Here is a 19691-nt window from a genome sequence, read left to right as displayed (position 1 = left end):
GTCGCCCGCGCACCGGACGGTCAGGGGGTGGGGGCTCCGGTGTAGAAGGCGGTGGTCCGGTCGCCGGCGGCGCGGGCCTCGTCGGCGGGGGTGCCGGCGGCGATGCTCGCCTCGGTCCAGCGTTCGCTGGCCAGCGTGAAGAACCGGCGGCCCTCGTCGGAGCCCATCCACTCGACGGCCTGCTCGGGGGCGATCCCGCTGCCGTCGGCGGCCAGGTGCGACGCCAGCCCGAGCAGGGCGCCGTCCCAGCCGACGCCGACCGCGCCCGGGCCGTACTCGGCCCAGCGCTGGTCGTCGACGTGCGCGACGTGCTCCAGCTCGAACCGGGTACGCCCGGGGCCGGCCTCGGTGAGGCGCACCTCGATCCAGCTCACCTCCCCGCCCATCTCCCAGGTGGCGGCGAAGCCGTGCGGCGGGTCGCAGCGCTGCACCGTGCCCCCGGCGTTGCCCTCGAACTGGTAGCGCCCGCCGAGTTTCAGCTCGCCGGAGATCGGCAGGAACCAGCGGGGGATCCGTTCGGCGCTGGTGACCGCGTCCCAGACGTCCGCCACCGGCGCGTCGTACGTCTGGCTGATGGTCATCACCCGCGCCTCGCCGGCCGGGAGCGTACGGCTGCCGAGCTGCCGCTCCACTTCGCTGACCTGCCCGATCACGTCGATCATGATGGTGTCCTCTCCTCGGTGTCGCCCGCGGGCAGTCGCCGCTCCCGGCGGCCGCGGGCCAGTTCGGTGGCGAGCGCCTCCAGTGGCGGCGTCCAGAACCGGCGGAAGCCGGCCAGCCATTCGTCGACCTGTCGCAGCGGGCCCGGGTCCACCGCGTAGAGCCGGCGGGTGCCCTCGGGTCGCACGGTGGTGAAGCCGTTCTCCCGCAGCACCCGCAGGTGCTGCGACACGGCCGGCTGGCTGATCCCGAACTCCTGTTGAACGGTCGCGCCGAGTGCGCCGGCGGTCTGTTCACCCCGGGCCAGCAGCTCCAGGATCCGGCGGCGCACCGGGTCGCCCAGGACGTCGAAGGCGTGCACCCGCCCTTTCTATCAGATGCGACTTATATAAGCGAGTGCTGTTGGTGTCGGCGCGCCGCGCGGCGCAGCTCGTCGGCACCCCAGACGATCGGCGGGTACGCCAGCAGCAGGACCAGTACGGCCGGCTCGGGCGGCCGGGTGCCGAAGACCTCGCGCAGCGGCGGCACGCCGACGATCAGCGCGGCGAACCCGATCTCGAAGGCGATGCCCCAGAGCAGCAGCCGGTTGCTGAACACCCCGACCGCCCGCAGCGAGGCGTGCTCGGTCCGGGCCGCGAACGCGGTGCCGACCTGGCAGGCCACGATTCCCAGGAAGGTCATCGTGGTCGCCTCCCGGTACGCCTGGTGCAGCGGGGCGCCGGCGCCGGTCGGCGCGCCCGGACGCCAGCCCGCGCGCAGCAGCACGACGAAGAACCCGGCCAGCACCAGTACCGCCGAGATCAACCCGAGAAAGCCCCAGGCCCGGGCCAGCAGCGGGCCGTCGACCACCCGGTCGCTGCGTCGCCGGGGCGGCCGGTCCATCAGCCCGGGCTCGGCCGGCTCCCGACCCAGCGCGAGCGCGGGCAGCGTCTCGGTGCCCAGGTCGATGGCGAGGATCTGCAGCACGGTCAGCGGCAGCGGCACCGCCCCCGCGGAGAGCGCGAAGACCAGGAAGGGCACCACCTCCGGGGTGGCGTGGGCGAAGATGTAGAGGATGAACTTGCGGACGTTGTCGTAGACCCGGCGGCCCGCGGCGACCGCCGCCACGATGGTGGCGAAGTTGTCGTCGGTGAGGACCATGGTGGCGGCCTCGCGGGTCACGTCGGTGCCGGTGCGGCCCATCGCCACCCCGATGTCCGCCCGGCGCAGCGCCGGCGCGTCGTTCACCCCGTCCCCGGTCATCGCGACCACCTCGTGGTTGGCCCGCAGTGCCTCGGCGATGTGCAGCTTCGCCTCCGGCGAGACCCGGGCGAAGACCACCTCCCGCCCCCGCGCGAGCAGTTCCCGCAGCCGCTCCGGCGACATCGCGTCGAGCTGGTCGCCGGTCACCACGGTCGGCTCGCCGTGCACGATGCCGACCTGGCGGGCGATCGCCGCCGCGGTCAGCCCGTGGTCACCGGTGACCATGACGATCCGGATGCCCGCCGTGTGACAGCGCGCGACGGCCGCCGGCACCTCCGGCCGGGGCGGGTCCACCATCGCCACGAAACCGAGGAAGCTCAGCTCCCGCTCGGCCTCCGCGCGCCGGGCCGGCAGCCCGTCCAGCCGCCGCCGCGCCACCCCGAGCACCCGCCGGCCCTGCCCGGCCTGCGCGGTCACCGCCGCCGACAGCTCCCGGCGGTACGCGTCGTCCAGCGGCCGGTCCGCGCCATCGGCCGTCAGCACCCGGGTACACCGGGCCAGCACCGCCTCCGGCGCGCCCTTGGTGTGCAGCCAGAGGGTCCCCGCATGGTCGTCGACGGTGGACATCAGCCGCAGCGTCGCGTCGAACGGGAACTGCGCCCGCCGGCCGGGATGGCCCGGGTCGGTGACGCCCAGGTCGGCGGCGAAGCGCAGCGGGGCGACCTCGGTCGGGTCGCCCCGCTCACGCTCGGCGTTGTTGCAGGCGGCCACCGCGACCGCCAGCGCGCGCAGGGCCGGGTCGGGTCGCTCGCCCGGTTCCGGCGCCGGGTCGTGCAGCTCCCCGGCAGCCCGTACGGCGACCACCCGCATCCGGTTCTCGGTCAGCGTCCCGGTCTTGTCGGTGCAGATCACGTCGGTGGAGCCGAGCGTCTCCACGGCGCTGAGCCGCTTCACCACCGCGCCCACCCGGGCCAGGCCGCGTACGCCGACGGCCAGCGCGAGCGTGATGGTCGGCAGCAGTCCTTCCGGCACGTTGGCGACCAGCAGGCCGATGGCGAACGCGAAGGCGTCCCCGATCGGCATGCCGGCGGCGAACACCCCGATCGGGAAGAACACCAGCCCGGCGCCGACCGCCACCGCGGCGATCAGCCAGGCGACCCGGCGTACCTGCTTCTCGAGCGGGCTCTCCTCCCGGCCGACCCGTTGCGACAGGGCGGCGATCCGGCCCAGCTCGGTGCGCATCCCGGTGGCGTGCACCAGCGCCCGGGCCTGCCCACCGAGGCAGTTGGTGCCGCTGAAGACCAGGTTGGCCGCCTCGCTCGGCCCGCCCTCGCCCGGCGGTGCGTCCGCCGAGCGGTGGACCGGCTCCGACTCGCCGGTCAGCGCGGCGAGGTCGACCTCCACCGACCCCTCGACCAGCCGGGCGTCCGCGGAGATCCGATCGCCCTCGGCGACGGCCAGCACGTCGCCGGGCACGATCTCCGCCGTCGGGATCTCCTGCCAGCGCCCGTCTCGGTGGACCCGGGCCCGCCTCGGTAGGTAGCGGGACAGCGCCTCCACCGCCCGCTCGGCCTGGCGCTCCTGCACCGAGGCGAAGAGCGCGTTCAGCGCGATCACCACCAGGATCGCCCCGGCCAGCGCGGGCGTGCCGGCGACCCAGGCCAGCGCGGCGGCCACCCAGAGCAGCAGTGCGAGCGGGTGCCCGACCTGCCGGGCAACCTCCCGCCCCCAGCCGCGCCGCCGCTGCCGGCGCAGCTCGTTTCGTCCGTACGTGCCCAGCCGGCGGCGCGCCTCGGCGCTGTCCAGGCCGTCCGGTCCGGAGTCCAGGGCGACGTACCAGTCGGAAACCGGCGCACGCGGGTCCGGCCCGCCGTCGGCTGTCCGTTGCTGCGCCACGCTCCCAGGCTGCGGCACCGCCGGCACCGGCGGGCCGCTTTCCGTCATCCGCGCGACCCGGGCTGCCCACCGCCCGCGTGATCCCGGCTGCGGTGGCCGCCGACCGGTGGCGAGGCCACCACATCCGGGATCCGGTGCGAGCGCGCGGCCGGTGGGGGTGCCCGGCGGGATTCGGCGCGCGGTGCACGCCGCCGGGGCGGCGGTCAGCCGCCGAGTCGGGCGGCGACGGCGCCGCGCAGCTCGGGCAGCCGGTCGTGCAGCAGGCCGGGACACTGGGTGCTGTTGAAGTCCAGGTGCCCGTAGATCTCGCTCGACGGGATGCCGTACTGCTGGCAGGTGAAGGCGCAGAACCAGATCAGGCTGTCCCACTGTGCCTGCGGCGGCTGCACGGTGAGGTAGGTGCCGTCGTTCTCGATGCCGATGGCCTGGCTGTTCTGCCCGACGCAGTGCGCGCCCTGCACCATGGTCTGCCCGTGCAGCAGGGCGTAGAGGCTGCCGTGCCGGCCCTCGGTGAGGTGGCCGCCGCGGCTGTTGGTGAAGTGCTGCCCGGAGTCCAGCCAGCCGTTGGTGTCCATGTGCAGGTTCTGGATGTCGCGGGAGTTCTGGTACGCGTAGGCGAGGCTGTAGTCGGTGGCGTTCGGGAACGCCGTGTGGTGAATGATGATCTTGTTGGGTCGGCTCTGCACCACGGTCACCGCCGACGAGGGTGGGCGGGCGCCCCAGGTCGCGCAGCTGGCGATCGTCGGCTGGTCCACCCGGGTGGCCGCGGCGCGGGCCGGGTGGTCGCCGCCGAGCTGGGTCAGCGCGGCGGCCCCGCCGGCCGCGCCGAGCAGGACCGCGCCGCGCAGCACGGCCCGCCGGGAGAGGGGAACGGACATCGGTGCCTCCTGTTCGCGGGAACGGACGCCGCCGGTGGCGGGCCCCCACGGCCCGCCACCGGCGGGTGGCTCAGCAGGGTCCGTTGCAGGCCAGCACCTTGAGCCGGTCCAGGGTGCCGTTCCAGACGTTCTGGTCACCCGGGAAGGTGCCGGAGGAGGCCCACTGCCAGAAGGAGTACGTGCCCCAACCGGCCGGCAGGGTGCCGACGCTGCTGGAGTACCGGGCGATCCACAGCGGGTTGTTCGACGCGAACTGCGAGGTGTTGCCGGTGCAGGTGCTCCACCAGTCGGTGGTGGTGTAGATGGTCGCCCAGCGCCCGGTGCGCGCGTAGTACTGGTTGACGAACGAGGCGATCCAGCTGCGCATCGACGCCTGGCTCAGCCCGTAACAGGTCGCGCCGTACGGGTTGTACTCGATGTCGAGCGCGCCGGGCAGGGTCCTGCCGTCCCGGGACCAGCCGCCGCCGTGGTCGACGAAGTAGTTGGCCTGGGTGGCGCCGCTGGTGGTGTCCGGGCGGGCGAAGTGGTACGCCCCGCGGATCATGCCGACGTTGTAGGAGCCGTTGTACTGCTGGGCGAAGTAGGCGTTGGTGTAGTACGTCCCCTCGGTGGCCTTGACGTACGCGAACCGGGCGCCGTTGTTCCAGGCGGCGGACCAGTTCACGTTGCCCTGGTAGCTGGAGACGTCCATGCCGGGCAGGCCGGCCGGGGCGGCGCTGGCGGGTGCCGCGCCGAGGGTGACCGAGGCCGTCAGGGTGACGGTGGCGAGCAGTGCGGTGGCGGCCGCACGCAGCGCCGTACGCATTCGACGGTGCATCTTTCCTCCCAGGGGGATGCCGCTCGTGGCGGCGGGAGTTGGACGAAAGGAACTGTCAGTATTAGGTCACAGGGTGGAGAATTCCTGCAATAGATACATGGAAGATTTTCTTTGTCTGGGGGTGTGGGCGGGCTCAGCCCAGCGCGGCGATGACCTCGGCGGCGGCCCGCTCGCCGGCGGCGACCGCCCCCTCCAGGTAGCCGCTCCAGCGGGTCGCGGTCTCGGTGCCGGCCCAGTGCACCCGGCCCACCGGCGGGCGCAGCTGCGGGCCGTAGTCACACCACGAGCCGGGGGTCAGCATCCCGCAGAAACAGCCCCGGGTCCACGGATCGGCCGACCAGTCGTACTCGACCAGGTCGGCCGGGCGGGCGGCGGCCGGGCCGTGGAGCGCGACCAGGGCGTCCAGCAGCGCCGCCCGGCGGGCCGCCACCGGCAGCCGGCGCAACTGGCGCGCCTCGTCGCCGTAGCTGAACGCGGTCAGCACCCCGGTCGGTGACCCGGGGACGCTGTTGTCCACCGTCTCGGTCACCGGGCCGGCGTCCGTCGTGGCGACCCCGGAGCGGCCGTCGGGCCGCCAGAACGGCTCCGGGTAGCGCGCGTGCACCTTGAACGCCGAGCCCATCGGCATCCGCTGGGTGAGCCCGTCGCGCAGGGCCGGCAGCGGCGGCGCGTACCGGATCCGGCCGGCCAGCGCGGGCGCCACCGCGACCACCACCGCCGCGCCGATGTGCGGTTCCCCGCCCGCGCGTACCCGCACCCCGGTGCCGTCGTGGGCGATCTCCTCGACCGGGTGGTCGAGCCGGACGCTGCCGGCCGGCAGCGCGGCGGCCATCCGCTCGGCCAGCGTCGCCGGACCGCCCACGATCCGGTCCTGCTGGGCCCCGCCGGCCATCTCCAGCAACGACCCGGTCCCGCCCCCGGCCGCCAGGTAGAACAGCAGCTGCAACAGCGACACCTCGTCCGCCCCGGCGGCCAGCAGCCCGCCGGCGAGCAGCCGGCCCACGTAGCGCGCGGTGCCCGGGTCGGGCGCGGTGGCGTCGAGCCAACCGCCCAGGGTCAGTCGGTCCCACTCGGCGGCCCGCGCCGCCCGCCAGGGCGCCGCCGGGTCCACCTGCGCCGCCAGCCCGTCCAGCGTCGCGAACACCTGCCCCGCCGACTCCGGCGCGGTGTCGAGCCGCCGGCCCGCCCAGCACACCGTCGGGCGGCCCACGGCCGGGGACGGGAAGGTGGTCAGCCCGTGCGCGGCGACCAGGGCGTACATCCGGTCCTGGGTCGGGCCGATCCACTGCGCGCCGAGATCCAACCAGCCGCCGTCGGGCAGCCGGCGGGTCAGCGTCCGCCCGCCCACCCGGTCGCGCGCCTCCAGCACCTGCACCTCGACGCCGGCCCCGGCGAGCGCGGACGCGGCGGCCAGGCCGGAGAACCCGGCCCCCACCACGATCACCCGGTCGCCGGCCACGGCCCCGCATACCCCGATCCGGCCGGAAGTTTCCCACCCGGCGTGTCGATACCGGGCGCGGCCGTTCGTGTGGAGGGTGGAGGGGGCCGCGACGGGCCCCGGGGACGAGGAGGCGGCGTGAAGCAGTACCTGATCAGCATGTACCAGCCGGCCGGCGAGGAACTGCCCGATCCGGAGTTCCTGGCCGGGGTGATGCGCGAGGTGGCGGCGATCGGCCGTGAGCTGCGCGAGTCCGGCAGCTGGGTGTTCGGCAACGGCCTGCACGCGCCGGAGACCGCCACGGTGCTCCGCCCGCAGGGTGACGAGGTCCTGATCACCGACGGCCCGTACGTGGAGGGCAAGGAGTACCTGGGCGGCTTCACCATCATCACCGCGCCCGACCTCGACGCCGCGCTGGCGTGGGGCCGCCGGTACGCGCTGGCCACCACCCTGCCGATCGAGGTCCGCCCGTTCCAGGGCGAGGGATGACCGAGGTCGAACGGGCCTTCCGGGAGGGGTACGGCCGCGCGGTCGCCGTCCTGGTCCGCGTCCTCGGCGACATCGACCTCGCCGAGGAGGCGGTCCAGGAGGCGTTCGCCGTCGCCGTCGCGCGCTGGCCGCGCGACGGGGTACCGCCCAGCCCGGCGGGCTGGATCATCACCACCGCCCGGAACCGGGCCGTCGACCGGCTGCGCCGCGAGGCGTCGCGCGCGGACCGGCACCGCGAGGCCGCCCTGCGGTACGCCGCCGAGCCACCGCCCGAGGAGGGACCCGTGCGCGACGACCGGCTCCGACTGATCTTCACCTGCTGCCACCCGGCGCTCGCCCCGGCCGCCCGGGTGGCGCTGACCCTGCGTCTGCTCGGCGGTCTGCGCACCGCCGAGATCGCCCGGGCCTTCCTGGTGCCGGAGCGCACCATGGCGCAGCGCCTGGTCCGGGCCAAGGCGAAGATCCGCGACGCCGGCATCCCGTACCGGGTGCCCCGCGACGCCGACCTGCCCGACCGGCTCCGGGCCGTGCTGGCGGTGGTGTACCTGATCTTCACCGAGGGGCACACCGCGAGCGCGGGAGAGCGACTGGTCCGCGACGAGCTGTGCGCCGAGGCCGTGCGGCTCGGCCGGCTGCTGGCGGAGCTGATGCCGGACGAGCCGGAGGTGCTCGGGCTGCTCGCGCTGATGCTGCTCACCGACGCGCGGCGGGCCGCCCGGACCGGGCCCGACGGCACGCTGGTGCCGCTGCCCGCGCAGGACCGGGCCCGGTGGGACCGGGCACTGATCGGCGAGGGGCAGGCGCTGGTGCGGCGCTGCCTGCGGCGGGACCGGCCCGGCCCGTACCAGATCCAGGCCGCGATCAACGCGGTGCACAGCGACGCGCCGACCGCCGCCGACACCGACTGGCGGCAGATCCTCGCCCTCTACGACCAGCTCCTGGCGTACGCCCCCGGCCCGGTGGTGGCGCTTCACCGGGCCGTCGCGCTGGCCGAGGTGCACGGGCCGGCCGCCGCGCTGGCCGAGCTCGACCGGCTCGACCTGCCGGGGTACCACGTCCTGCACGCGGTCCGCGCCGACCTGCTGCGCCGGCTCGACCGGACCGACGAGGCGGTGGTCGCCTACGACGCGGCGATCGCGTGCACCGACAACGTCGCCGAGCGGGAGTTCCTCCGCCGCTCCCGGGATCTGCTGGGCACGGCCCGGTCGCCCCGGCGGGAAGCCGTCGCCGGGCGGTCCCCGGTCGGCGTCGCGGGGGCGGCCCGGAACCCGCCCGAACGCTAGGCTGACCGCCGTCGCTCCCCGGACGCCGTGGAGCGTGGCCACGGGGAGCTTGTCATGCGGGTTGTCGCGCCACCGTCCACCTCGTCCGCGACGCCGCCGCGCCGGCACACCCGCGTGCTGCCGGTGCTGCTCGCCCTCACCCTGCTCGCGGCGCTGCTGCACGGCGTGCCGGCCACCGGTGTCCGACCGGTCCCGGTGTCGGCCACCGACACGTTCACCCGGTGGGACGTCGGCTTCGCCGAGGGCGGCGGCCTGCTCGACCCGGCGCTGCCGCAGCGGCTGGACAAGATGGTCTCCTACCTGCCGGGCCGTCGGCCGCTGCTGCGCGTCGACCTGAACTGGTGGGACGTGCAGGACTGCCGCACCTGTGCTCCCGACTGGACGCGGCTGGACGCCGTGCTGAACCCGGCCGCCGCCAGGCAGCTGCCGGTGCTGCTCATGCTCGGGTACGCGCCGCCCTGGGCCAACGGCGGCCATGCGGGGACCGACAAGTGGTTCCCGACCGACGACGCGGACTGGACGGCGATCGTCGAGGCGACCGTGCGCCACGTCGGCGACCGGGTGGTCGCCTACGAGGTGTGGAACGAGCCGAACAACTCCGTCGACGGCGCCTACGAGGGCTTCGGCAACTACGCCGGCGACCGGCGGGCCCGGTACTGGCAACTGGTCCGGCTCGCCGCCGCGACCATCCGGCCGCTCTGCCCGTCGTGCCCGGTGCTCGCGGGCGCGTCCGGGGCGGGCACCCCGCACACGGCGACCAGCAATCCGAACGAGTCCGGCGCCTGGCTCGAGTGGGCCTACGCCCACGGCTACGGGGCGGACTTCGACGCGCTGGCCCATCACCCGTACCCGGCGTGGAACAACGGCAAGGCGCCGGCCGAACCGGAGTGCGTGGCCCGGTGGTGGAGCATGTTCGGCCCGCCCGGTGAGTCGCCGGCCTGCGGCGAGTTGGCGTACCTGCACTCGATCATGACCCGGTGGGGGGACGGCGCGAAGAAGATCTGGGCCACCGAGTACGGCTACCCGACGGCGGGCGGCGCACCGCTGCCGATCGAGACCGTCCGGGACCACCTGGTGCAGGGCGTGTCGATGTGGCGGTCGCTGAGCTACACCGGGCCGCTGTTCCTCTACTCGTACCGCGACGCCTGCGAGGTCGCCGGTGACCCGGAGTGCCACTTCGGCGTCGTCGCCCGCGACCTCAGCCCGAAGGCCGGCCTGCACGACGATCTGGGGCAGGCCCTGACCGAGGCCTGGCGGCCGTCGCTGCGCAGCGGCGAGCGCATGCGGCGGTGGTCCTCCCTGCTCAGCCAGGACGGCCGGTACCAGCTCAACCTGCAGGGGGACGGAAACCTGGTCATCTACCGGCGGCACGGTGCGGCGATCTGGGCCAGCGACACCCACGACGGCGTCGTCCTGATCAACCAGGACGACGGCAACCTGGTGCTGTACCGGGCCGATGGCACGGCGACGTGGTCCACCGGCACCTGGGGCAACGGGCGCGCCACCCTGTGGATGCAGGACGACGGCAACCTGGTCCTCTACGGCGTCGGCGATCCGGCACCGGTCATCTGGGAGAGCGGCTCCACCGAGGGCTGAGCGGGACGCGCGGAACCGCTCGCCCGGACGACCGCCGAAGTGGTCCGGCCCGGCGGTCGGCCCTACGGTGCCGTGGTCAGTCGTCGCGCAGCCGGCGCAGGATCCGGGTCAGCTCGGCCCGGTCGGTCGGGTCGAGGCCGCCGAAGAAGCGGTCCGCCTCGGCGGCCCGGGCGACCCGGATGGCCTCGCCGACGCGGCGGCCCTCGGCGGTGGGCGCGACCAGGGTGGCCCGCCGGTCGGCCGGGTCCGGCTGCCGCTCGACCAGCCCACGTTCCTGCAACCCGTCGACCACCTCGGTGGCCGACCGGGGCGCGATGTGCAGGTGCTCGGCGAGCGCGCTGAGCCGCAGCGGGCCGTGCCGCAGCAGCACCGCGAGCGCCCGCCCGTGCCCGGGGTTGATCTCCCACGGCTCGAGGGTGCGCTTGGCCTGGTGGCGCAGCCGTCGGGCGACCGCCCAGAACGTCTCGGCCAGGCTCTCCTCGTCGTTGTCGCCGGTCACCGGAATACCGTAGCAGCACTTGCTGTTGTTCCCTCATGATGAGGTAACCTCAGCAATATCCCCTGACGAAAGAGGGCATCCCTTGGACGGATTCCGAGACGGCCGCGGCAGCGGCCGGCACAGTGTCACCGCCGACGAGAAGGCGCAGGCCCGCCGGGTCCCGCTGCGCCGGATCGGTGGTCTCTTCGCCGCCCACCGCGGCCCGCTCACCCTGGTGGTGGCGATCATCGTGGCGTCGTCGGTGATCGCGATGGCGACCCCGTTCCTGCTCCGTACGGTGATCGACCGGGCCCTGCCGGAGCGGGACCTGACCCTGCTCGCCTGGCTGGTCGCCGGCATGGTCGGGGTGGCCGCGGTCACCGCCGTGCTGGGCGTGGTGCAGACCTGGATCTCCACCCGGGTCGGGCAGCAGGTGATGCACCGGCTGCGCACCGACGTCTTCACCCACCTGCAACGCCAGTCGATCGGGTTCTTCGTGCGCACCCGCACCGGCGAGGTGCAGTCCCGGATCACCAACGACATCGGTGGCATGCAGAGCGTGGTCACCTCCACCGCCACCTCGATCGCCGCCAACCTCACCACCGTGGTCGCCACGGCCATCGCCATGGTGGCGCTGAGCTGGCGGCTCTCCCTGGTGTCGGTGGTCGTGCTGCCGCCGGCCATCTGGCTGACCCGCCGGGTCGCCCGGCTGCGCCGCGAGATCACCGCGCGTCGGCAGCGCGAACTCGCCGACCTCAACGTCACCGTCGAGGAAGGACTGTCGATCAGCGGCGTGCAACTCGCCAAGACCCTCGGCGCCGGGGCCACCCTGGTCGAGAGGTTCACCGCCTCCTCGGCCCGCCTGGTCGACCTGGAACTGCGCTCGGAGCTGGCCGGCCGCTGGCGGATGGCGTCGATGTCGGTGATCTTCGCGGCCATCCCGGCCGTCATCTACCTCGGCGCCGGCCTGCCCGGCACCGCCGGCACGCTGAGCATCGGCACCCTGGTCGCGTTCACCGCCCTGCAGGGCAACCTCTTCCGGCCGCTGATGGGCCTGCTCAACGTGGGCGTCTCGCTGACCGCCTCGCTGGCCCTGTTCGCCCGGATCTTCGAGTACCTCGACCTGCCCGTCGAGGTGGCCGACCCGGCCCGGCCGGTGCCGCTCGACCCCGCCCGCGTGCGCGGCCACCTGCGCTTCTCCGACGTCACCTTCAGCTACCCCGGCAGCGACACCGCCGCGGTGGCCGGCGTCACCCTCGACGTCCCGGCCGGCACCAGCCTGGCCCTGGTCGGCGAGACCGGCTCCGGCAAGAGCACCCTGGCCGCCCTGATCAGCCGGCTGCACGACCCCGACGCCGGCCGGATCACCATCGACGGCGTCGACCTGCGCGACCTGCGCCTGGCCGACCTGGCCGCCGTCGTGGGCGTGGTCAGCCAGGAGACGTACCTGCTGCACGCCACCGTGCGGGAGAACCTGCGCTACGCCCGGCCGGACGCCACCGACGCCGAGATCGAGGCCGCGGCGCGCGCCGCGCAGGTCCACGACCTGATCGCCGCGCTGCCCGACGGGTACGACACCACGGTCGGCTCCCGGGGCCACCGCTTCTCCGGCGGCGAGAAGCAGCGCCTCGCCATCGCCCGTACGCTGCTGCGCGACCCGCGCATCCTGGTGCTGGACGAGGCCACCAGCGCGCTGGACACCGAGACCGAACGCGCCGTGCAGCGCGCCTTCGACGAGCTGGCCCGGGGCCGGACCGTGGTGACCATCGCGCACCGGCTCTCCACCGTCCGCGACGCCGACCGGATCGCGGTGCTCGACCACGGCCGGATCGTGGAGTCCGGCACCCACCACAGCCTGCTCGACCGGGCCGGCCGGTACGCGGCGCTCGCCGCCTGAGCGGCGGGCACCCGCCGGCCGGACCGGCTCAGGCGGCCGTCAGGTGCCGCACGATCGTCGCGGCCGGCCCGTCGGTCATCAGGATCGTGTAGTGGTTGGCGTCGACCAGTTCGGTCGCCAGCCCCGGCACCCGTTCCCGCCAGTGCGCCACCACCGGCTCGGGCAGCAGCCCCGGCGGCTGGCCGAACATGCCGCGCGGGGCGTACAGCAGCACGGCCGGGACGGTCAGCGCGAGCAGGTCGTCGCCGAAGGACTCCGCCGAGACCAGCAGGTCCCGGCCGTCGGCCCGGACCGCCGCGCCGTCGACGCGGGAGCGGACCGCGCCCTCCGGACCGGTCGCGTCGTAGCGCACGTACTCGGTCAGGTCGTCGCTCCACTCGGCGGCCAGAGCCGGGTGGGCCCGGAAGAAGTCGACGTACGCCTGCACCGAGGGGTACGTCTCGTCGAGCCGGGCGATGGCGGGGCCCAGCGCGGCGGCGAGCACCGCGTCGGGGTCCACCCCGGCGGGCACCGGCAGCGGCAGGCCGCCGTCGACCAGCACCAGCCGGCGGAACAGCTCCGGCCGGCGGACGGCGGCGCGCAGGGCCGCGTACGCCCCCATGGACTGCCCGACCAGCGCCACCGGCCGGCCCCGGCCGACCTGTGCGGCGGCCGCGCAGATGTCCTCGGCGTGCCGGGACATGCCGTACGGGCCGGGCAGCCCGGCGCTGCCGCCCCGGCCGCGCAGGTCGAGCGCGATCAGGCTCCAGTCGGCGGGCAGGTGCCGGCCGACGGCCCGGTACGCCATGCCGGAGGCGGTGATGCCGTGCGCGGCGACCGCGACCTTCGGGCCGGTGCCGAACCGCAGCGCCGTCAGGCTGCCGTCGGCCACCTCGATCGTCAGCTTTTCCATCGGGTCGAACCTAGTGCGCCGACCGGCGCGCGCGATAGCCGGGAAACACCGGATCTCCAAGACGTGATTCGGCTGTCGGCCGTGGGTACAGTGGCGCGGTGCATGACGGAGTGCAGGCTCAGGTCCCGGTGTTGTACGTCGCGGACGCCGACACCGCCCGGCGGTTCTACCAGGCCTTCGGCTACTCCGAGGAGCGCACCGGGGGAGACGGCGACGCCCGCTGGTCCTACCTGCGGTGCGGGGAGCTGACCCTGCTGCTGGCCGAGGTGACCCCCCGCCTGGTCGACGTCGAGCTGCCGCTGCTCATCTACCTCTACGTCGGCGACCTCGCCGCCACCGTCGCGCGACTGACCGACGCCGGGTACACCGTCGAGCGGGCCGGCCACCCCGACCACGCCCCGGGCGGCGAGTGCCGCACCACCGACCCGGACGGCAACGTGGTCGTCTTCGGCCAGCGCCGGGCCGTCCCCGAGCAGGACCGCGCGCCCGACTCCGGCCAGGAGACCCGGTTCTCGCTGATCCGCGAGGCCGCCGCGGCGGTCAGCCGGCGCGGCGGCGCGCCCGCCCGTTGTCAGATCGGCGGACCGCGCGGCGACGCCTGCCCGGAACCGGCCGAGGTGAAGCTCGCCGACTCCTGGGGCGACACCGTCTGGGGTTGCCTCGCGCACGCCGACGAGACGCTGCTCAACGCCCGGGGCGCGTTCCTGGCCACCGAGGACGGCACCGGGCTCGCGGCGTTCCTGCGCACCCGGCACGCACCCCAGCCGGACGGCGTGCCGCAGCCCTGACCGGCGCTCCCGCGTCGTCCCGACCGCCGGGCCCGCCCGGGATCCCGCGCCCACCGGGTCGCCCGAGGTCAGTGGCGCGGCAGCCGGGAGGCCAGGTCGAGCGCCGCCCGGATCGGGTCGTCCGCCCACCGGCTGGCGAACACGTCGTGCAGCCGCCACCCCGCCCGGGCCAGCGTCCGCTGCCGCTCCACGTGCGCCGCCGGCCCGTCCGGGTGCACTCCGCAGAGCACGCCGACCGCGTCGGCGTCCGCCCCGACGCAGAGGTCGACCCGCCAGCGGCCGACCGGGTAGCCGGGCCGGACCGGCAGCCCCAGCCGGCGCAGCTCCTCGGCCAGGGCGGCGGCCCAGCCCGTCACCGGCTCGGGGGCCGGTGGGGCCGGCGGCCGCCCCGCGTGGTCGAGGTAGTCGCCGACCAGGCCCTCGGCCGCGTGCAGCGAGGTGACCACGGTCAGCCGGGCCCGGGCGCGGGTGACCAGCACGTTGAACAGGTTGGCGTCGGCCACGAACCGGTGCCGGGCCGGCGGGTCGGCGTCGACCAGCCCGAGCGAGACCACCACCACCTCCGCCTCGCTGCCCTGGAACGCGTGCACCGTCCCCGAGCGCAGCCCGAGCCGCTCGATCTCGTCGACGTCGAAGGTGGCGAGCAGGCCGGCCTCCAGCGCGTCCGCCTGCGCCCGGAACGGGCTGACGACCGCGATGCAGCCCGGCGGCGGATCGGTGGCGAGCCGCCGGACCAGGTCGAGGGCGGCGGCCACCTCGGCCTCGTTGACCCCGTCGGTCACCGTCGCGTCGGCGACGGTCAGCACGTCGATGACGTCGGCGCGCTCGTTGCGCGGGTGCCGGGTGACCAGTTCCACCCGGTCGCCGTAGAACCGGCGGGCGGAGAACTCGATCAGGTGCGGCACGCAGCGGTGGTGCTCGCCCAGCCAGCTCACCGGCGCCGCGCCGGCCGCCACGTCGAAGGCGCTGGCGCGGCGCACGTCGAGCCGGTCGCCGTACCGGTGCAGGCCGTGCCGGCGCAGCGTGGCGTCGATGTCGACGTCGGACACGAAGGACACGAAGCGCAACTGGCGGGGATCGCCGGCCACCAGCGCGCGGCGGGCCCGGGCCAGCGCCGGCGCGGCCCGGAGCTGGTCGATGTGGGCCGCCTCGTCGAGCACCACCAGGTCGAACATCCCGGCGACCGGGGGCAGCAGATCCTCCACGTCGGCGACCGTGCCGACCCAGAGCGGTAGAGCCCGCACCAGCGCCTCGGCGTCCAGTCCGGCGAGCAGTTCCCGGCGGCGGTTGCGCCCGGCCCGCAGCGCCGCGCCCAGGCCGCCGGCCGCCCGCCGTGCCGGCCCGCTCCACCGGCGGGCGCTGGCCGCCCGGTGCCGCATCGCCGTGCCCAGGGCGGCGGCCAGCGCGGCGTCCGCCTCGGCCAGGCCGTGCCAGGCGGCGGCCAGGTCGGTGCCGCCGGTGGCGGCCAGCCGGGCCGCCGCGCGGACCGCGCCGGCCGCCTTCAGCGCGGCCCGCAACCGCTGCCCGGGTACGCCCGGACCGGCGCCCGCGAGCCGGCGCAGCCGCCGCCCGGCGTGACCCTGCCGCCAGCGCCGCCACCAGCCGTCGCCGCCCCGGTCCGCCTCGGTCAGCGCGCCCGACACCTCGGCCAGGTCGGTGCCGGGCGCGAACAGCGCCGGCGCGTCCCCGGTCAGCGCCGGCAGCAGCGGCTGCCAGTCGGGCAGCGTGCCGGCCCGGCGTTCCTCGTCGAGCGCGGCCAGGATGCCGGCCTCCAGGGCCGCCACCCGGTCCCGGGCGGTGGCCACGGTGGCGGCGTCGGCGCGCAGGGTCGCCTCGTCCGCGCCGGTCGCCGCACCGCCGGCCAGGTCGGTGGCCAGCGCGGTACGGCGTTCGGCGTCGCCGAACAGCACCGGTGCCGGCCCGGGGTGGCGGCGCAGCAGCTCGCCCAGCACCTCGGCGGCGTGCGCCGACTGGGTGGCCACCAGTACCGAACCGCCCCGGTCCACCACGTCCAGCGCGGCGGCCACCAGGGCGTGGCTCTTGCCGTTGCCGGGCGCCCCGGAGACCACCACCAGCGGCTCGGCCCGGGTCCGCCGGACCACGTCCCGCTGCGCCGCGTTCAACGGCAACGGCGACAGCACCTCGGCGTCGCCGACCGGCCGGGTGTCGCCCGTTGCGCCCGGGTCGTCGGCCGGCGAGGCCCCGCCCGGCCGGTCCAGGTAGAGCCGGCTCAGCGCGGTGGCCGCCAGGCCGGGACGCCCCGCCCAGCTCAACAGGGTGTCGCGCAGCCGGCCGGCGAACACGTCGCGGGTGACGAAGAGCGCGGCCGCGGCGACGCCGGTGAGCACCTCGTCGTCCACCGTGCGCGGCGGCCGGGCGACGACCGTCGCCAGTTTCAGCCCGGCGGCCTCGGCGGCGGTGCTGATCCAGGCGGTGGTGCCGGGGGCGGTGAGCCAGCCCGGCCCGGCGAGCCCCGGCGCTGCCTCCAGTCGGGCGGAGAGCGCCCGGTCCTCGATCAGCGGGGTCAGCTCCAGGTCGCCGGCCGGCACCACCCGGTAGCCGCGGCGACCGCGTTCCAGGCGTACCGGTTGGGTCAGCAGCGGCAGCCGGACCCGGCGGCGTGCCCCGTCCAGGTCGGCCGTGCCGACCACGAAGGCCAGCCCGCGGCGCAGGATCCGCTCGTCGCGGTGCAGCGCGTCCAGTGCGGCGAGGCGGTCCAGCCGGGCGCCGGCCGGGCCGCGGTCCGGCGCGGGCAGCCAGACCAGCGGGCGGCCCGCGCCGGACACGTCGAAGCTGCGCTCGGCGCCGGCCGGGGCCAGGTCGGCGAGCGCGGTGAGGATCGTCGCCGCCTCCATCGCCCGCGATTCTGCCGTACCCGCCGCGCGGCGGCCCGGCCCCGTCGCCGCCCCCGGTAGGAAAGCTCCGGCCGGCAATTCATCTTTGTAGGTATGTACCGCCGTCGGTGCCGGCCCCAGCATCGGTCCACATCGCCGACCAGCACCAACAACTGCTGACCCGTCGCCGGCGGGCCGGCTCAGCGGTCGGGCGACCCGGGGTGCTCCGGGTCGCCCGGCTGCCGGCCCGCCGGCGGGCGGCGCGGAGGCGGGGAGGGCCGTGGCGGTCCCTCGTCGGAGCGGGGCGGTCGAGGGCCGGGCCGGGGCGGTCGCGGGCCGGACTGCTCCGGGAACACCTCCAGCGGGGTGAACTGCTCGACGGGCGAGTCCGGCCGGGGCCGCCGTCGGCCGGGCCCGCCCGGTGGGGGAGTGCGTCCGGGTGCCGGCCCGTTCCGGTCGTCGGCGTATCCGGCTCCCCGCCGGGCCAGGTCACGCTCGCACTCCAGCGCGATGCGCCGGTCCCAGTACGGCTGCAACAACCGGCGCACCCGTTCGTCCAGGTGCACCGACACGTCCGGTTCGCAGTTGAAGACGACCTCACCGCGGACGAACCGCCAGGCGGACGGCTCGTCGGCGGCCAGCGCCTGCTGCACCGCGACCTCCACCTCGTGCGGCCGGTGCGGCGCGACCCGGGCGGCGCACCGGGCGGCGATCCGCCGCAGCCGCTGCACCGCCTGCGGCTGGAAGTAGTCGACGTACCAGCCGAACAGCTCCGGCCGCACCGAGTCGGACGACCAGGTGAGGGTGGCCCGGACCACGAAGTCGTACACCCGGCCCTGCGCCGGCACCGGCAGGGCCGGGACCACCCGGCGGTCGACGGTCGTCACGGTCGGCGGCGGCTCGTCCGACCAGCGGAACTGCGCGAGGAGCGGCCGGAGCCCGCGCCACCACCCGGTCGCCTGTTCCCGCGCCCGGTCCCACAGCCGGGCCGCGAGGTCCCGCCGGCCGGGCCGGTCGTCCAGCGGGGCCGCGACCGGTGGCCGCGGGTCGGCCGCCCCCGCACCGGCCGGCGCGGGGGCCTGGTCGGTCCCGCCGTCGTCGGACGTCCCCGTCATCGCACCCCTTTCCCGGGCAGCGCCCGTCCGCCCGGGTCGCCGCGGGCGGTCCGGGCGGGCGGCTGAGGGGTGCGGTGTCGTTCCGCCGCAGGCGGAGCGTCATCCCACGCTAACAAGGTGGAGCGGCGACGGGCGGCAGCCGCGCGGGCGGCGGTTCGGCCGGGCGTGGGCGTTCCCGCGCACCGACGGAGGCGGGTGCCTGAACCGTGTTCGCCGGCGCCCGGGATGATCGATGGAGGTCGGTCACCAGCCGGGGTAGCGGGTCAGCCACTCGGGATCCGCGGCCGGTCGGTAGCCGTTTCCGGCGGGGCTGTCGGTGAACTCGGCGACCAGGTCGCGGGCCAGCACGTCGGCCACCCACGCCAACTCCAGCCGGGAGACCAGTTCGAGCGGTAAGGCGTCGACGCCGTGCGCGGAGCCGAGGATCGCCCCGGCGGTGGCGGCAACGTGCTCCCCGTGCGGTACGGATCCGGCGAGGAGCAGGGCATCGCGGAGCCGGCCGCGCTCGGGGAACGACAGAGCGACGTAGACCCCACCGGCCAGCGCCGATGCCGCCCGCCCGTCCGGGGCGAGCTGCGTCAGGACGTCGGCCCGGCGGGGTCGCTCGTCGGCGGCCTCTACCGCCGCCGACAGGGTGGTGCCGGGCATGACCCGCACCAGCTCCTGGCCTTCCTGTCGGGCCTGCGCCACCGCCGTCGCCACGTTCCCGCTCCGGCCGGCACCCGCCACGACGGCGGCGCCGACCAGGGCGGCGTCCACCGCTTCGGGGGCGTGGGTGGTGGCGGCCAGGTCCCCGGCGTACCGGCCGGCCTGCCCGCCCCACCAGGCGGTGAGGCCGACCGGCAGGGTACGGGTGAGCGCGTGCGCCCCGGTGCTGGTCCAGTCCGGATGGTCGGTGCTGCCCACGAAGGCGTGGCGCTGCAGGGCGGACACGGTGGCCGGTGCGGTGCCACGGTGCGCGGCGATCGCCGGCACCTGGGCGAGCCACCCGTCCGGCCAGTGGTCCTCCCGCCAGCGGTGGATCCCCGGCGCGCCCTGCAGCGCCGCCCACCTGGTGTACGCGTGCCGCACCACACTCGCCGAGTGGCAGATGCCCCGGTGCGTCGAGCGGAGGTTGGCGCGGATGACGCCCTCGACGGTGAAGCAGGCGAGCTGGCCGGCGCTGGTGGACCGCAGCGGGCCGTCAATGGGCACGGTCCCGGCGACCGCACCGATCGCATCCCCGAGGAGCAGGCCGAGCAGGCATCCCCGCGCCGTCGCGAGCTGGCGTACCGCGGTCCCCGTCATGGCGCGGAGTGTAGAGGCCGGGGCGACCCGGATCGGACCCGCTCTTGCCATCCATCGGCGAACATCACTAGATTGGCCGGCGGGCGCCGCCTTGTGCGGCTGATGGTCCGCCCGAGCCGGGCAGTCTCCCGTACGCGCTGCTTCTCCGCGCGTCGGCACGC

At 75.7% G+C, this 19691-nt stretch carries 16 protein-coding genes; 5 read left to right on the top strand and 11 right to left on the bottom strand.

The window, feature by feature from the left end:
* Positions 1-20 precede the first annotated feature (20 nt).
* The 6 genes from GA0070611_RS09895 to GA0070611_RS09870 form a co-directional block, all read right to left on the bottom strand.
* Positions 21-662, bottom strand: coding sequence for an SRPBCC family protein (locus GA0070611_RS09895; RefSeq protein ID WP_091661298.1), 642 nt, complete (start codon positions 660-662; stop codon positions 21-23).
* Positions 659-1021, bottom strand: a complete 363-nt coding sequence (locus GA0070611_RS09890; RefSeq protein ID WP_091661295.1) for an ArsR/SmtB family transcription factor — start codon at positions 1019-1021, stop codon at positions 659-661. The genes GA0070611_RS09895 and GA0070611_RS09890 overlap by 4 nt, the downstream gene beginning before the upstream one ends.
* 23 nt (positions 1022-1044) lie before the next feature.
* Entirely contained in the window at positions 1045-3738 is a 2694-nt protein-coding gene (locus GA0070611_RS09885; protein WP_231921391.1) for a cation-translocating P-type ATPase, read from the bottom strand.
* 203 nt (positions 3739-3941) lie between these two features.
* The gene (locus tag GA0070611_RS09880; protein WP_091661287.1) at positions 3942-4616 is read right to left on the bottom strand and encodes a peptidoglycan recognition protein family protein; all 675 of its coding nucleotides are present in this window, start codon (positions 4614-4616) and stop codon (positions 3942-3944) included.
* Positions 4617-4686: 70 nt separating this feature from the next.
* Positions 4687-5433, bottom strand: a complete 747-nt coding sequence (locus GA0070611_RS09875; RefSeq protein WP_091661282.1) for a lysozyme — start codon at positions 5431-5433, stop codon at positions 4687-4689.
* Positions 5434-5566: 133 nt separating this feature from the next.
* The gene (locus GA0070611_RS09870) at positions 5567-6892 is read right to left on the bottom strand and encodes a flavin monoamine oxidase family protein (RefSeq protein ID WP_091661278.1); all 1326 of its coding nucleotides are present in this window, start codon (positions 6890-6892) and stop codon (positions 5567-5569) included.
* Positions 6893-7009: 117 nt separating this feature from the next.
* On the opposite strand from GA0070611_RS09870, the gene GA0070611_RS09865 reads away from it, so the two are divergent.
* Genes GA0070611_RS09865 through GA0070611_RS09855 form a run of 3 tightly spaced genes read left to right on the top strand, consistent with a single transcriptional unit; the run spans position 7010 to position 10239 of the window.
* Positions 7010-7360, top strand: coding sequence for a YciI family protein (locus GA0070611_RS09865; protein WP_091661274.1), 351 nt, complete (start codon positions 7010-7012; stop codon positions 7358-7360).
* Positions 7357-8643 carry an RNA polymerase sigma factor gene (locus GA0070611_RS09860; RefSeq protein WP_091661271.1) on the top strand — a complete coding sequence of 429 codons (1287 nt, stop codon included), beginning with the start codon at positions 7357-7359 and terminating at the stop codon, positions 8641-8643. Before GA0070611_RS09865 ends, GA0070611_RS09860 begins: the two co-directional genes overlap by 4 nt.
* Positions 8644-8697: 54 nt before the next feature.
* Positions 8698-10239: a hypothetical protein gene (locus tag GA0070611_RS09855; RefSeq protein ID WP_091661268.1), complete on the top strand. Its 1542-nt coding sequence runs from the start codon at positions 8698-8700 to the stop codon at positions 10237-10239.
* A 76-nt stretch (positions 10240-10315) separates the two neighbouring features.
* Here GA0070611_RS09855 and GA0070611_RS09850 read toward each other — a convergent pair whose 3' ends face one another.
* Entirely contained in the window at positions 10316-10738 is a 423-nt protein-coding gene (locus GA0070611_RS09850) for a MarR family winged helix-turn-helix transcriptional regulator (RefSeq protein WP_091661265.1), read from the bottom strand.
* 82 nt (positions 10739-10820) lie between these two features.
* Here GA0070611_RS09850 and GA0070611_RS09845 point away from each other — a divergent pair, with 82 nt between their 5' ends.
* Positions 10821-12614 carry an ABC transporter ATP-binding protein gene (locus tag GA0070611_RS09845; protein ID WP_091661261.1) on the top strand — a complete coding sequence of 598 codons (1794 nt, stop codon included), beginning with the start codon at positions 10821-10823 and terminating at the stop codon, positions 12612-12614.
* A 28-nt stretch (positions 12615-12642) separates the two neighbouring features.
* On the opposite strand, the gene GA0070611_RS09840 is transcribed toward GA0070611_RS09845, so the two are convergent.
* The gene (locus GA0070611_RS09840) at positions 12643-13506 is read right to left on the bottom strand and encodes an alpha/beta fold hydrolase (protein WP_091661257.1); all 864 of its coding nucleotides are present in this window, start codon (positions 13504-13506) and stop codon (positions 12643-12645) included.
* 98 nt (positions 13507-13604) lie between these two features.
* Here GA0070611_RS09840 and GA0070611_RS09835 point away from each other — a divergent pair, with 98 nt between their 5' ends.
* A complete protein-coding gene (locus GA0070611_RS09835; protein ID WP_091661254.1) occupies positions 13605-14294 on the top strand; it encodes a VOC family protein in 690 nt (229 codons plus the stop codon).
* A 68-nt stretch (positions 14295-14362) separates the two neighbouring features.
* Here GA0070611_RS09835 and GA0070611_RS32200 read toward each other — a convergent pair whose 3' ends face one another.
* The 3 genes from GA0070611_RS32200 to GA0070611_RS09820 all read right to left on the bottom strand — a co-directional run bounded on the left by GA0070611_RS32200 (position 14363) and on the right by GA0070611_RS09820 (position 19530).
* The gene (locus tag GA0070611_RS32200) at positions 14363-17149 is read right to left on the bottom strand and encodes an AAA domain-containing protein (protein WP_091661251.1); all 2787 of its coding nucleotides are present in this window, start codon (positions 17147-17149) and stop codon (positions 14363-14365) included.
* Positions 17150-17328: 179 nt separating this feature from the next.
* Positions 17329-18243, bottom strand: coding sequence for a hypothetical protein (locus tag GA0070611_RS09825; RefSeq protein ID WP_091661248.1), 915 nt, complete (start codon positions 18241-18243; stop codon positions 17329-17331).
* 243 nt (positions 18244-18486) lie between these two features.
* The gene (locus tag GA0070611_RS09820; RefSeq protein ID WP_091661243.1) at positions 18487-19530 is read right to left on the bottom strand and encodes an ADP-ribosylglycohydrolase family protein; all 1044 of its coding nucleotides are present in this window, start codon (positions 19528-19530) and stop codon (positions 18487-18489) included.
* Between the last annotated feature and the right edge of the window lie 161 nt (positions 19531-19691).

This window comes from Micromonospora auratinigra (genome assembly GCF_900089595.1).
GTDB lineage: Bacteria > Actinomycetota > Actinomycetes > Mycobacteriales > Micromonosporaceae > Micromonospora > Micromonospora auratinigra.
This window is presented reverse-complemented; position numbering and strand designations above follow the sequence as displayed.

Coding starts and splice junctions, on each gene's coding strand:
- GA0070611_RS09895 (WP_091661298.1), bottom strand. CDS start 662: ATGATCGACGTGATCGGGCAGGTCAGCGAAGTGGAGCGGCAGCTCGGC.
- GA0070611_RS09880 (WP_091661287.1), bottom strand. CDS start 4,616: ATGTCCGTTCCCCTCTCCCGGCGGGCCGTGCTGCGCGGCGCGGTCCTG.
- GA0070611_RS09875 (WP_091661282.1), bottom strand. CDS start 5,433: ATGCACCGTCGAATGCGTACGGCGCTGCGTGCGGCCGCCACCGCACTG.
- GA0070611_RS09860 (WP_091661271.1), top strand. CDS start 7,357: ATGACCGAGGTCGAACGGGCCTTCCGGGAGGGGTACGGCCGCGCGGTC.
- GA0070611_RS09855 (WP_091661268.1), top strand. CDS start 8,698: ATGCGGGTTGTCGCGCCACCGTCCACCTCGTCCGCGACGCCGCCGCGC.
- GA0070611_RS09840 (WP_091661257.1), bottom strand. CDS start 13,506: ATGGAAAAGCTGACGATCGAGGTGGCCGACGGCAGCCTGACGGCGCTG.
- GA0070611_RS32200 (WP_091661251.1), bottom strand. CDS start 17,149: ATGGAGGCGGCGACGATCCTCACCGCGCTCGCCGACCTGGCCCCGGCC.
- GA0070611_RS09825 (WP_091661248.1), bottom strand. CDS start 18,243: ATGACGGGGACGTCCGACGACGGCGGGACCGACCAGGCCCCCGCGCCG.
- GA0070611_RS09820 (WP_091661243.1), bottom strand. CDS start 19,530: ATGACGGGGACCGCGGTACGCCAGCTCGCGACGGCGCGGGGATGCCTG.